General features: G+C 75.7%; 11 protein-coding genes. 4 read left to right on the top strand and 7 right to left on the bottom strand.

Annotated elements, in window-relative coordinates:
* Positions 1-2,216: HelD family protein (locus DLJ47_RS06475; protein WP_199235726.1), on the bottom strand; the 2,216-nt coding region annotated here is incomplete at its 3' end.
* A 270-nt stretch (positions 2,217-2,486) separates the two neighbouring features.
* Complete coding sequence (locus tag DLJ47_RS06480) at positions 2,487-3,578, bottom strand: LolA family protein (protein WP_109899157.1); 1,092 nt, start codon at positions 3,576-3,578, stop codon at positions 2,487-2,489.
* A 96-nt stretch (positions 3,579-3,674) separates the two neighbouring features.
* Between DLJ47_RS06480 and DLJ47_RS06485 the strand changes: the two genes are divergently transcribed.
* Both DLJ47_RS06485 and DLJ47_RS06490 read left to right on the top strand, forming a co-directional pair.
* On the top strand, positions 3,675-4,331 hold the full coding sequence (locus DLJ47_RS06485) for a response regulator transcription factor (RefSeq protein ID WP_088995199.1): 657 nt from the start codon (positions 3,675-3,677) through the stop codon (positions 4,329-4,331).
* A 56-nt stretch (positions 4,332-4,387) separates the two neighbouring features.
* Positions 4,388-5,770 carry an ATP-binding protein gene (locus DLJ47_RS06490; RefSeq protein WP_109899165.1) on the top strand — a complete coding sequence of 461 codons (1,383 nt, stop codon included), beginning with the start codon at positions 4,388-4,390 and terminating at the stop codon, positions 5,768-5,770.
* A 162-nt stretch (positions 5,771-5,932) separates the two neighbouring features.
* Here the strand turns inward: DLJ47_RS06490 and DLJ47_RS06495 are convergent, their stop codons facing one another.
* Entirely contained in the window at positions 5,933-7,612 is a 1,680-nt protein-coding gene (locus DLJ47_RS06495; RefSeq protein ID WP_109899158.1) for a tetratricopeptide repeat protein, read from the bottom strand.
* A gap of 57 nt (positions 7,613-7,669) precedes the next feature.
* On the bottom strand, positions 7,670-8,131 hold the full coding sequence (locus DLJ47_RS06500; RefSeq protein ID WP_109899159.1) for a MarR family winged helix-turn-helix transcriptional regulator: 462 nt from the start codon (positions 8,129-8,131) through the stop codon (positions 7,670-7,672).
* Between the two features lie 48 nt (positions 8,132-8,179).
* Here DLJ47_RS06500 and DLJ47_RS06505 point away from each other — a divergent pair, with 48 nt between their 5' ends.
* A complete protein-coding gene (locus DLJ47_RS06505) occupies positions 8,180-8,701 on the top strand; it encodes a VOC family protein (protein WP_109899160.1) in 522 nt (173 codons plus the stop codon).
* A gap of 248 nt (positions 8,702-8,949) precedes the next feature.
* The gene (locus DLJ47_RS06510; RefSeq protein ID WP_109899161.1) at positions 8,950-9,846 is read left to right on the top strand and encodes a hypothetical protein; all 897 of its coding nucleotides are present in this window, start codon (positions 8,950-8,952) and stop codon (positions 9,844-9,846) included.
* 314 nt (positions 9,847-10,160) lie between these two features.
* On the opposite strand, the gene DLJ47_RS06515 is transcribed toward DLJ47_RS06510, so the two are convergent.
* The 3 genes from DLJ47_RS06515 to DLJ47_RS06525 form a co-directional block, all read right to left on the bottom strand.
* Positions 10,161-10,340, bottom strand: a complete 180-nt coding sequence (locus tag DLJ47_RS06515; protein WP_088995195.1) for a DUF4236 domain-containing protein — start codon at positions 10,338-10,340, stop codon at positions 10,161-10,163.
* A gap of 203 nt (positions 10,341-10,543) precedes the next feature.
* Positions 10,544-11,062, bottom strand: coding sequence for a GNAT family N-acetyltransferase (locus tag DLJ47_RS06520; protein WP_109899162.1), 519 nt, complete (start codon positions 11,060-11,062; stop codon positions 10,544-10,546).
* A gap of 90 nt (positions 11,063-11,152) precedes the next feature.
* Positions 11,153-12,052, bottom strand: a complete 900-nt coding sequence (locus DLJ47_RS06525; protein WP_109899163.1) for a helix-turn-helix domain-containing protein — start codon at positions 12,050-12,052, stop codon at positions 11,153-11,155.
* Positions 12,053-12,276: the final 224 nt, after the last annotated feature.

Here is a 12,276-nt window from a genome sequence, read left to right on the forward strand (position 1 = left end):
GTGGGGTGGAGGGTGGTCAGGCGTTGGGTGGCGCGGGTCAGGGCGACGTAGAGGTCGCTGCGGCCGCGTGGGGACTCGGCGACGATCCGGTCGGGGTCGACCACCACGACCGAGTCGAACTCCAGGCCCTTGGCCTGGGCGACGGTCAGCACCACCACGCGGCTCTCCAGCTCCGGGTGCTCACCGATGGCCGCCTCGGGCAGCGCGGCGGTGACCGCGGCGCCGAGTTCGGCCACCCGGCCGGCCGGCACGATCACCCCGAGCCGGCCGTCGGTCAACCCGGCCGCCTCCCGGGTCACCGCGTCGACCAGCTCCGCCGCCAGCCGCGCCGCCGGTACCGCGACCTTCCGCGGCGGAAAGCCGCTCCGGCGTACCGAGCGCGGCGGGCGCAGCGCCGGGTCGATCTCGGCCAGCACCTCGGCGGCGACCGCCATGATCTCGGCCGGGGTGCGGTAGCTGACCGTCAGCTCCTCCAGCCGCCAGCGCTGCGCCACGTACGGCTCCAGCGCGTCGGCCCAGGACGGCGTGCCGGCCAGCGCGCCGGTCTGCGCCACGTCCCCGACGATGGTCATCGACCGGCTCGGGCAGCGGCGCATCAGCAGCCGCCAGGCCATCGGCGACAACTCCTGCGCCTCGTCCACGATCACGTGGCCGAACGCCCAGCTCCGGTCCGCCGCGGCCCGCTGCGCGGTGGTCAGCCGGTCGACCTCCTCCTGCCGCTCCAGCAGCCGGTCGGCGTCCAGCAGGTCGGTCACGCCGAGGATCTCACCGCCCTCGGCCTCGTCCTCCACGTCGATCGACCGGGAGCCTCGGGCGATCTCCAGCACGCCCTCGGCGTACTCGCGTTGCAGCGCCCGGATCCGCTCCCGGCGGGCCGTCGCGGCCCGCTCGTCCTCGCCGAGCAGCTCGGCCGCCTCGTCCAGCAGCGGCACGTCGGCCGGCGTCCAGCCGCCGGGCTCCCGGTGCAGCAGGGCCCGCTCGGCGGCGGTGAGCATCGGCGCGGCGGTGGCGATCCGCTCGGCCGAGGCGTACAGGTCGGCGAGCAGGCGCTGCGGGGTGAGCACCGGCCAGAGCTGGTCCAGCACGGCCCGCACCTCGGGCTCGTCGCGCAGCTCGCGGCGGATCTCGGCGACGTCGGCCTCGTCGAGCAGGTTCTCCCCGCCCAGCGGGTCGGCGCCGATCCGGTCGGCGACCTGCGCGGCGAGTGCGTGCACGAGCTCGACGTCGAACAACGCGCGGGCGAGGTTGTGCGGGCGGCCGGAGCGGCGGGCCCGGTCCCGGGCGGCGCGGACGGTCTCCGGGTCGAGCCGGAGGACCTCCTGCTGCGGCAGCTCGAGCTCCAGCGGCTCGGCGGGCACCCACTGCCGGTCGCGCACCGCCTCGGCGAGCACCTCGGTCATCACCAGCCGCCCCTTGAGCGCTGCCGCCTCGGCGCTCTCGGTGCGCCGGGCGCTCACCCCGGGGAAGAGGTCGCCCTGGGTGCGCAGCAGCACACCGGTCTCGGCCAGCGCCGGCAGCACCTGGGAGATGTAGCGCAGGAAGGTCGCGTTCGGGCCGACCAGCAGCACGCCGCGGGTGGCGAGTTCCCGGCGGTGGGTGTAGAGCAGGTACGCGGCCCGGTGCAGCGCGACCGCCGTCTTGCCGGTGCCCGGCCCACCCTGCACCACCAGCACGCCCGGCAGGTCGGCCCGGATGACCCGGTCCTGCTCGGCCTGGATGGTCTCCACGATGTCGCGCATCCGCCCGGTCCGCCCGGCGTTGAGCGCGGCGAGCAGCGACGCCTCCCCGGTCAGTTCCTCGTGCGCGGTGGGGGAGGCGGTGGCCAGGTCGAGCACCTCGTCGTTGAGCGCGGTCACCTTGCGCTCCCGGGTGCGCAGGTGCCGCCGCCGGCGTACGCCCTGCGGGTTGGCGGCGGTGGCGAGGTAGAAGGCGCGGGCGGCCGGCGCCCGCCAGTCGATCAGCAGCGGGTCGTAGTCGCCGCTGGTGTCGAAGATGCCGATCCGGCCGATGTAGTGCGGCCCGCCGTCGTCGGTGTCCAGCCGGCCGAAGCAGAGGCCGTTCTCCACGGCGGAGAACTGCTCGACCTGTTCGGCGTACATCCGCACCGCGCTGTCGCGCTGGGAACGGGCCTGCAACGTGCCGCCGGTGTTGCGCAGTTCCTCGGTCAGCCGCCGGGAGGCCTGCTCACGCAGCCCGTCCAGCCGGCGGTAGAGCATCGAGACGTACTCCTGCTCGCGACCGATCTCGTCGTCGGGCTGCAATTCACCGGAATCGCCGGAGTGCCTTGACAAGCCGTCTCCCAATTGGTTAGTATCTTTCCCGGAACGGCTATTCGGCCGTTCTTTTTTGTTGCCTGAACTGAGAAAGATACCGCGCGCCGATCCGCCGCACCAAGCGTTGCGGGCCGGCGTCACCCGCCGGCCCGCACACGGAACACGCCGGTCGGGGAGGCCGCCTGCGCGCGCACCCCCCGACCGTCGCCGAGGTCAGCCCTTGGCCACCTCGTAGAGCCGCTCCGGGGTGACCGCGCCGGCGAGCAGCCGGCCGTCGTCGGTGAGCAGCGCGCTGAACAGTTTCCCGGTCAGCAGCCGCCCGCTGCCCCAGTCGCCGCTGACCTTCGGCAGCGCGTCCAGCACCCCGGCCACCTCGGCCGGCGGGGCCCCGGCCGGCTTGCCGGCGCCGCCGCTGGCCGCGCCGCCGAGCCGCGCGACCACCACCATGGTCCAGCCCTCGCCGACCGTACGCGCCTGCGGCCGCTCGCCGGCCGGCCGCTCGGCCCGGTGCGCGCCCGCCGGCCGCTCCACCGACTCCTCGGTGATCTTCACCCCGGGCGGCGGGTTGAACGCGAACTGGTCGGCGGCCGGCCGGGCATAGTCCACCTGAGTGAACGCCATCTCGAAGGCCGGCTGGTCGCTGCCGTCGGCGAAGACCTCGAAGCGGAGCGGCACGTGCTCGCGGGCGTCGATGGCGATCCGCACCTGGTGCACCAGCGAAGCGGCGTCGCGCGGCGCGAGCGCCAGCTCGTACGCGTCCCGCCCGGCCACCGTGGCGGAGCGGCCGACGCTCACCTCGGTGCTCGGGTCGATCGCGGCGAGGGCCTGGTCGGCCGCCTGCTGCGGGGTGGCCGGCAGCTCCGGCGCGGCCGGCTCGCCGCCCTCGGTGGGCAGCGTGCGATGGGTGGCGGTGTTGGTCCGGCTGTCCCAGGTCCAGACGTCCCGGCCGTTGCGGATGACGTCCTTCTCACCGAGGGTGTCCAGCAGTGCGATCCGCTGCCGGTCCGGGCCGGAGTGCCAGACCCGCAGCGTGTGCGTGCCGGTCAGCAGGCTGCCCAGCTCCCCGCCGGCCAGCCCGGCCAGCGGCGGCAGGCCCAGGTCGGCGCGCTGCACGACAGTGCCGGAGAGCCCCTCCAGCCGGGAGGTCTGCAGGTCGACCAGGAGTTCGGCGGCCGTGCGCGGCGGCAGGCTCGGCTCGGCCTGGGCGGCGAACGTGCCGAGCGCGGCACCGCCGCCGATGACGGTGGCGGCGGCGGTCACCGGGACCAGCCAGCGCAGGACGGGACGGCTCTTCAGGACGGACATGGATGGCACCTCCTGGACACATCCTGCCCAATCGAGGCTGAGAGGGCGCTGAGGACGCCGCTTCGGCCCCTCGTCCGGGGGTGGCACGCTTGAGCCGTGCGGTTGCTGGTGGTGGAGGACGAGTCGCGGCTGGCGGCGGCCCTGCAACGAGGGTTGCAGGCCGAGGGGTTCGCGGTGGACGTGGCGGCGACCGGCCCGGCCGGGCTGGACGCGGCCCGGCACGGCGGCTACGACGCCATGATCCTCGACGTCATGCTGCCCGGCCTCTCCGGCTACGAGGTGGTCCGCCGGCTGCGCGCCGAGGAGCACTGGCTGCCGGTGCTCATGCTCTCCGCCAAGGACGGCGAGTACGACCAGGCCGACGGGCTGGACTGCGGTGCCGACGACTACCTCACCAAGCCGTTCTCGTACGTGGTGCTGCTGGCCCGGCTGCGGGCGCTGCTGCGCCGCGGCGCGCCGGAACGCCCGACGGTGCTCGCGGTCGGCGACCTCACCCTCGACCCGGCCCGGCGCCGGGTGACCCGGGCCGACGCCGAGGTGGAGCTCACCGCCCGGGAGTTCGCCCTGCTGAACTACCTGATGCGCCGCCCCGGCGAGGTGGTCTCCAAGACCGAACTGCTCGACCACGTCTGGGACGCCGGGATGGAGACCGCGCCGAACGTCGTCGAGGTCTACGTCGGCTACCTGCGGCGCAAGATCGGCCGGGAGCGGTTGGAGACCGTCCGCGGGGCCGGCTACCGGCTGGCGACGTGAGCGGGGCGGGGCCGTGGGGCCGGCTGCGGGCGGCGTTCGGGCTGCGCGGCCGGCTCATGGTGCTCGGCGTGCTCGGCCTCTCCGTCGGGTTGGCGGTCGGCGGGCTGATCCTGCTCGGCGTGCTGCACTTCGTGCTGCAACGCACCGTCGACAACGAGGCGTTCCGCACCGCCGACGCGGTCGCGCTGCTCGCCGCGGAGGACGCGCTGCCCGACCCGCTGCCGGTGGCCGCCGGCCAGACCAGGGTGCAGGTGGTCGACCACGAGGGCCGGGTCCGGGCCGCCTCGATCGACGCCGACCGGCTGGTGCCGATGCTGCGACCGGAGCAGGTCGACCGGGACGCCCGGCAGCGGCTAACGGTGCCGGGGGAGCGGGTCGGACTGCCCGGGCCGGTTCGGGTGGTGGCCGTGCCGGCCGGCACCGGGGCCGAACCCCGTACCGTGCTGGTGGCCCGCTCGATGGCCGACGTACGGCACAGCACGCACGCGGTGCGCACCATCCTGCTGGTCGCGTTCCCGCTGCTGGTGGGGCTGCTCGCGGTGGTCGCCTGGCGGGCGGTCGGGGCGACCCTGCGGCCGGTGGAGGCACTGCGCCGAGGGGCGGAGGAGATCACCGGGCGCGACGGCGGTGGCCGGCTGCCGGTGCCCGCGTCCCGGGACGAGATCCACCGGCTGGCGGTCACCCTGAACGGCATGCTCGGCCGGCTGGAGTCGGCCCGGAACCGGCAGCGCGCCTTCGTCGCGGACGCGGCACACGAGCTGCGCAGCCCGCTGACCAACATCCGCACCGAACTGGAGGTGGCGCAGCGGCTGGCCGAGCGGACCGACTGGACGGCGGTGTCGGCGAACCTGCTCGCCGACACCGAGCGGCTCAGCCGGCTGGTCGACGACCTGCTGCTGCTGGCCCGGCTGGACGAGGCCCCGCCGGCCCGGACCACCGGTCCGGTGGAGTTGGGCGGGCTGCTGGCCGCGGTGGCCGCCCGGTACCCGTCGCCGCCGGTGCGGGTGCTCGCCCCGGAGTCGCCGGTCTGGACCGTCGGTGATCCGGACGAGCTGCACCGGATCCTGGCCAACCTGGTGGACAACGCCGTCCGGCACGCCCGCGGCGAGGTGGTGCTGGCCGCCGTACCCGCGCCGAGCGGCGACGGGCCCGCCCCAGAGGCGCGGCGGGCGGGTGCCGGGCCGGGCGCGTACCACCTGGTGACGGTGACCGACGACGGGCCGGGCATCCCGGTCGCGGACCGGGCACGGGTCTTCGACCGGTTCACCCGGCTCGACGACGCGCGGGCCCGGGACGCCGGCGGCACCGGTCTGGGGCTGGCCATCGTCCGGGAACTGGTTCGCCGGGCCGCCGGTACGGTCGAGCTGGCCGACGCCGAGCCCGGGCCCGGGCTGTGCGTGCGGCTGCGGCTGCCGGCCCTGCCCGACGAACCGGCCTGAGCCGAGCCGAATCGGCCTGAGCCGAGCCGAATCGGCCCGGCGGCACCGTCGAACCGGTCGACGCCGACCGGGGTCGTGCGCGCGCGGCCGCCGACTCAGGGCGGCCGAGCCGGCCCGGATCGGCCTGTTCGCCACCGGCTCGGGGCCGCGCCCGCCGGGTGGTCAGCGGCGGCGGGTGCAGACCTGCTCCGCGCGGGCGACGGTGTCGGCGGACCAGACCACGGCGACCGTGAAGCAGTAGTCGGTGCTGCGGTTCAGGCCGTAGACGACGAAGCTGGTGGTGCCGGCGGGCAGGTCGGCGAAGGCGGTCTGGGCCTGGCCCGCCCGGCCACCGGAGATCACCACCGGCCCCTCGCCGCCGGCCGGGTAGGTCCAGCTCAGCGCGACGTTGTCCCGGTTGTCCCGCAGGGCCACCGCGCCGGGCGGGGTGCCGGGTGAGGCCGCCGCGACGCCGGTCGGCGCGGAGGTGGCCGGCGCGGGGGTGCTCGGCGCGGCGGAGGTGGCCGGCCCGCCGCTGGCGGCCGGGGCGGTCGGGTCGGCGCCGCCGTCCATCCGGGACACCCCGGCGATGACCGCCGCGGTGCCGAGCAGCACCACGGCCACACCCGCGACGACGAGCAGCAGCAGCCGATCGGTACGCCGGCCCGGCGGCCGGTGCACCGGCACGGGCAGCAGCGGCGACGGCGGGTACGGCGGGTCGTCGTACCGGGGCACCCGGCGCACCCCGTCCGCCTCGTCGACCGGGCCGTCGGCCAGGGTGACCACCGACGGGGGCACCGCGCTGTCCGACCCGTCGTCCGGGCCCTGCTCCGGGGGCCACCAGCCCTGCTCCGGCGCGGTGGTCGGGCCGTCCACCGGCTGCCGGGGCGTCGGCACCGGGGGATCGACGGCGTCGGCCGGCCCGGTCTCCTCGCCCTCTGGCCAGCCGGACGGCTGATAGCCGCCCGAGGGGTGGTAGCCCTCCGGCGGGTGCTGGCCGGTCGAGGGGTGCCACCCCTCGGACGGGTGCCAGTCCTCCGACCGGTGCCAGTCCTCCGGCGGGTGCTCCGTGGACAGGGGCCGGTCCTCCGGCACCGGCCGGTCGCCGGGCGGCGGGGTGCGCGCCGCCGGCACGACCGGGCCGTCCCGGCTCACCGGCGCGGTCTCCGCGCAGACGTGGTCCGGCTTCGCCGCCGCCCGGGCCAGCGTGGCCACCTGCGCGGCCAGCGGGTCGTCCGCGGGCAGGTGCTGCCGGCAGAGCTCCCGAGCCAACGCCAGGTTGTCGTGCGCCTCGGCGAACTGCCCGCAGTCGCGCTGCATCGCGCCGAGCCGGGCGAGCATCTTGATGCCGCTGGGGTGCCCGTCGCCGTACACCTCGCGGTGTAGCTCCCAGGCGTCCTGGAGCCGGTCCCGGGCCACCTGGCACTGGCCGCGGGCGTACTCCACGGTGGCCAGGTCGGCGTGCGCGGCGAGCACCCGCAGCGACTCCGGGCCGTCCAGGGCGGTCAGCTCGATGATGACCTCCTGGTAGAGCCGGGCGGCGCGGGACCAGCTGCCGACCCGGTGCAGCACCGCCGCCAGAGTGGCCGCGGCAGCCACGGTGCGCTGGTCGGAGCGGCCGTGCAGCCGGGTGGTGGCCGCGTACGCGAAGGCGGCCCAGCCCCGGGCCGAGTGCGGTTCGCCGAGGGCGACCAGCACGCGGGCCTGCAGGCTGGCCGCCTCGGCCAGCTCGGGCGTGGCGTTGGCCGGTCGCGGGTCGGCCTCGGTCAGCGCGTCGGCGAGCAGCCGCTGGGCGCCGGCGAGGTCGCCGGCGGACACCAGGTGGTGCGCCTGGTCAGTCAGTTCACCGAAGCCGGAGGGCACGCCCCATCGTGCTCAACCGACGACGGTAAGTACAAGTCCCGCGCCGGAGCGGTTCGGTCAGGAACCGGTCAGGTGGTCGGCCAGCGTCTCGCTGATCCGGCGCAGCTGGTCGACCTGAGCCGGGGTCAACGCGTCGAACAGGTGCCGGCGTACCCCCTCGACGTGCCCGGGCGCGGCGGCGGCGAGGGTGGCGAACCCCGCCTCGGTGAGCAGCGCGACCTGCCCGCGCCGGTCGGTCGGGCAATCCTCGCGGCGCACCCACCCGGCCGCCTCCATCCGGGACACCGCGTGCGAGAGCCGGCTGCGCGACGCGCCGCTCGCCTCGGCCAGCTCGCTCATCCGCAGCCGCCGCCCGGGCGCCTCGGAGAGCCGGACCAGGATCTCGTAGTACGCGTGCGGCATCCCGGCGTCGCGTTGCAGCTCGCGGTCGAGCGTCTCCATCAGCGCCCGGGAGGCGGTCAGGAACGCCCGCCAGGTGCGTTGCTCGTCCGGGTCCAGCCAGCGGGTCATGACGCCCATCATAGCCCAGTAGTTGAAGGTTCAACTAAATCGCGCTAGCGTCGAGGCATGGGAATCCACCGCCTCAACCACGCCGTCCTCTACGTCAGTGACCTCGCCCGCAGCGTCGCCTTCTACCGGGACGTGCTGGGCTTCCGTCCGGTGGCGATGACTCCGGACGGCTTCCGGGGCGCCACCTTCCTCCAGGCGCCCGACTCCACCAACGACCACGACCTCGGCCTGTTCGAGATCGGCGCCGGCGCCGGCCGCTCCACCGCGGGCCGCGCCACCGTCGGCCTCTACCACCTCGCCTGGGAGGTGGACACGCTGGACGAGCTGGCCGCCACCGCGCAGCGGCTCGCCGCCGCGGGCGCCCTGGTCGGCACCTCCGATCACGGCACCACCAAGAGCCTCTACGGCCAGGACCCGGACGGCCTGGAGTTCGAGATCGTCTGGTTGGTACCGGCCGACCGGCTCGACGACGCCGCGCTGGCCGCCCGGAAGCGGATCGGCCGGCTCGACCTGGACGCCGAGCGGCAGCGCTACGGCGGCCAGACCCGCGGCGGGATCGGCATCTCCATCCCCGCCTGAGCCTGCAGGCTCGGGGTTGCCCCCGCCTGGACCTGCGAAGTCGGGGTTGCTCCCGCTTGAGCCTGCGGCATCGGGCTGCTCCGCCTGGGCCTTCGGGTCGGGTTGCCCCGGCTGGGCCTTTGGGGTCGGGTTGCCCCGCTTGAACCTGCGGGGTCGGGGTGGCGCCCGCTGAGCCTGCGGCGGGTGTCTGCCGGCGCCTGGACGGGCCGGGCCGCCCGTCGGGCGCCGCTGTGCGGTAGAACGGCAGGATGCCGACCGACGCCGTGCTGCGCGAGTTGCTCGTCCGACACCTGGAGCACTGGTTGCCCGGGGCGCTGCACCGCGCCCGCCGGGCCACCGTCGCCTGCGCGTACGCGGGGGACGACGCGGGCGGGGCCGAGGCCGCGCTGCGGGTGGTCGCCGAGTACGCCGACCGGCTGCGCGGCCGCCGGCTGACCGTGCTGGTGCTGGCCGAGGGGAGCGAGGACCTGCCGGCCCGGCTCGGCCCCGTCGAGGCGGAGCTGCCGGCCGAGGTGGCCGTGCACGTGGTGCCCGGCCGGCCCGCCCGGCTGCCGGTCGCGCTCAAGGCGGCCGGGGCGGCCGGCGCGCCCGCCCTGTCGTTCGTGGACGACCCGGCCGCGCCGGATCCGGCCGTGCTGGCCGCCGCGGCCACCGGGCGCCCGGCCGAGCTGCTGCTGCTGACCGCTGCCGACGTGCCGACCCGGGATGCGCTGGGCGTCGCCGGCTTCCCGCTGGTGACCGAGGTCGACCTGGTGCCGGTCGACGGCTCACCGGCGCGGCGGCTCGCCTTCGCCACCGGGTCGGACAAGAGCCTGGAGGCGTTCAAGGAGGCGCTCTGGGCCGTCGACGAGTACGCCGGCGTCCGGTACCGCGACCCGGCCGACCCGGCCGGGCGGCTGCTGGACATCGCGCTGGACCCCGAGCCCGGGCCGCTGCGTCGGGAACTGCTGGCCGAGCTGCACCGCGCCGGCCCCCGTACGGTCACCGAGCTACGCCGGCACGCGCTCACCTCGACCGTCTACCGCTCCGCCGACGCCGTCCGGGCGCTGACCGGGCTGCTGCACTCCGGAGCGGTCAGCCGCGATCCGGAGCATGGCCGGCTCGGCGGCGACGTCGTCATCACCGCCGTCGAGCCGCCGTCCTGACCGCCGTTCCGCTGCCGCGCTGAGTGCCGCAACCGCCGGCTGACGGCCGTCGAGCGGCGGGCTGACGGCCGTCGAGCGGCGATGCGCCGAGCTGACCGGGCCCTAGGAAGGGTAGGGCGCCCTGCCCCGCCACCAGCAGCGCTGAGCCGACGGCCGGCCCGCGGCCGGCGGGCCGGCCAGAACACCGGCGCGGTGGGTTACCGGTGACCGTGGCAAACCCGCCAGCGGTCCGACCCGTTCCACGAGCGGTAACGGGCCCGGACGCCGAGCGGGGTGCCGGCGAGCCACCGGCACCCCGCGCGACGTCCGGAAGGTCAGGTCCGGGACTTGTCCTGCTTCCAGGAGAGCGGGCCGGGCAGGTCGACGCGGTGCGCCTTGGCCCGGGAGTTCCAGGACCAGCGACCGATCTTGATGCTCCAGGACGAGAACCCGTTCTCGGTGAAGTTCAGGATGATCGGCCCGTACTTCTTGCGCTTGCGGAACATCAGACCCATCGCGGGGCTCCCTTCGTCACCATTCCCTGCCGTGTCCAAACCGAACATTTCCCGGGAGCGCGATTCACGAAACCCGGTGCCGTCCGCCCTGGACGGTGACGTCGATGGCGAGCCCGTGGCCGGCTCACCCCGCCAGCTGGAGAGGAGTTGGGTGCCAGCGGCGGGTCGGGCGACCGGGAGACGGTTCGCGGGTGCCGCGCGGCTCAGCTCGCGAGGCCGGGCCGGTCGACGGCGAGGACCCGGGTGACGCTGCCGTCGTCCTCGACGATGTCCCGCTCGTGGGCGAAGCCCAGCTTGCCCAGCAGCGCCAGCGAGGCGTGATTGGCGTCGGCGACCGTCGCGTACACCCGGGACAGGTCGAGGGTGTCGAAGCCGTACCGGACCAGGGCCCGGGCCAGCTCGGTGCCGAGGCCGCCGCCCCACGCCGGCTTGGCCAGCGCGTAGATGATCTCGTGCCCGGCCACCTGATCGGTCCGCTTGATCTCGGCGTGCCCGACGTACCGGCCGTCGTGGCGCACCGCCCAGACGTCGAACAGATCCGCCGCGTACACCTTGCTGAAGACCCGGCCGAACAGCGCGCCGGCCTCCTCGGCGGTGAGTGGTCCGTCGCCCATGAACCGCCCGACCTCCGGGTCGGTGAACAGGGTGACGAAGTCCTCGGCGTCGTCCGACTGGTAGGGCTCCAGCAGCAGCCGGTCGGTGTGCAGGGTCGGGGTGGGCATCAGCGGGGTCTCCCTGGGAGGTCGAGCGGGGCGGCGGTCAACGTACGCGCCCGGGTGGAGCGGCGACCACCGGATATCTCCCGCCCGCCGTCAGGCCGGGCCGGCGCCGGTGAGCGGGTCGGCCGGCGGGCGGGGTCGGATGACCGGCCCCGGTACGGGCTGCTCGCGGGCGGCCCGGAACGCGCCCGGGCTCACCCCGACCTCGCGGGTGAAGAACCGGCCGAAGTTGGTCGGCTCGGAGAAGCCGAGCCGGCGACCGATCTGGGCGATCGGCTCGCCGGTGGCCGCCAGCAGCCGGCTGGCCTGCAGGGCTACCCGCTCGTCGACCACCTGCTTGGCGCTGCGCCCGGTGACCGCCAGGCAGGCCCGGGTGAGCGTGCGGACCGAGCAGCCCAGCCGGTCGGCGTAGTCCTCGACCCGGCGGGTGTGCTGGTAGCCGCGCTCGATCTCCCGGCAGAGCCGGTGGAAGGTGGCGGTCTCGGCGCGCGGCGCCGGCCGGTCGGTCGGCAGCAGCGCCAGCCGGATCAGCAGCACGGCGAGTTGGTGCCGGAGCAGGGCGCGGGCGGCCGGCACCCCGTGGTGCCGCTGGCAGTCCACCGAGAGTTGGCTGACCTCGGTGATCACCGCGTCCTCGTCCTCGCCGGCCAGTTGCAACCAGGTCGGCATCGCGTCCGGGTCGACGTCCAGCCCGCGCAGCACGTCGGTCCGCCAGCGCACCACGGTGGCGTCGAGGTGCGCGCCGGTGCAGCGCAGCACCTGCCCGGCGTGCACCCGCAGCAGCGTGCCGGGCCGGCAGGGCAGTGCCCGGAAGTCCACCTCGGCAGTGCCGTGTCCGCCTGTGGTCAGTACGAGCAGTTCCCGCTCCACCAGCACCGGCCGCCGCCAACCGGGGCCCGGGGCGAGGTCACCCAGGGTGAGGGTGTCGATCTCAGCGGGGCAGCGCGCACCGGTGGGGTACGACGCCGGGGAGAGCTGACCGGAAGGGACCATCGCCTGCGACGGTAGCCCGCGTCGCCGGATGCCGCACCTCGACGGCGTGGCGGGTGGCCCTGCTCGGCCGGCTGCCCGCGCCCGCCCCTGCCGCCCCAGCCGCGCCCGCCGCCGACGGCAGGCGGTGCCGTACGCGCCCGGAAAGAGCGGCAGATTCGCGCGCGGACGGGCACTCTTCCGGAGGCAGCGCGGATCATGGCGCAGGGCGGGGGTTGTCCGGGGTG

Source organism: Micromonospora sp. S4605, from assembly GCF_003176715.1.
GTDB lineage: Bacteria > Actinomycetota > Actinomycetes > Mycobacteriales > Micromonosporaceae > Micromonospora > Micromonospora echinaurantiaca.

Excerpts from the sequence above, each read along its gene's own strand:
- DLJ47_RS06480 (WP_109899157.1), bottom strand. The coding sequence starts at position 3,578 with ATGTCCGTCCTGAAGAGCCGTCCCGTCCTGCGCTGGCTGGTCCCGGTG.
- DLJ47_RS06490 (WP_109899165.1), top strand. The coding sequence starts at position 4,388 with ATGGTGCTCGGCGTGCTCGGCCTCTCCGTCGGGTTGGCGGTCGGCGGG.
- DLJ47_RS06500 (WP_109899159.1), bottom strand. The coding sequence starts at position 8,131 with ATGGGCGTCATGACCCGCTGGCTGGACCCGGACGAGCAACGCACCTGG.
- DLJ47_RS06505 (WP_109899160.1), top strand. The coding sequence starts at position 8,180 with ATGGGAATCCACCGCCTCAACCACGCCGTCCTCTACGTCAGTGACCTC.
- DLJ47_RS06510 (WP_109899161.1), top strand. The coding sequence starts at position 8,950 with ATGCCGACCGACGCCGTGCTGCGCGAGTTGCTCGTCCGACACCTGGAG.
- DLJ47_RS06515 (WP_088995195.1), bottom strand. The coding sequence starts at position 10,340 with ATGGGTCTGATGTTCCGCAAGCGCAAGAAGTACGGGCCGATCATCCTG.
- DLJ47_RS06520 (WP_109899162.1), bottom strand. The coding sequence starts at position 11,062 with ATGCCCACCCCGACCCTGCACACCGACCGGCTGCTGCTGGAGCCCTAC.
- DLJ47_RS06525 (WP_109899163.1), bottom strand. The coding sequence starts at position 12,052 with ATGGTCCCTTCCGGTCAGCTCTCCCCGGCGTCGTACCCCACCGGTGCG.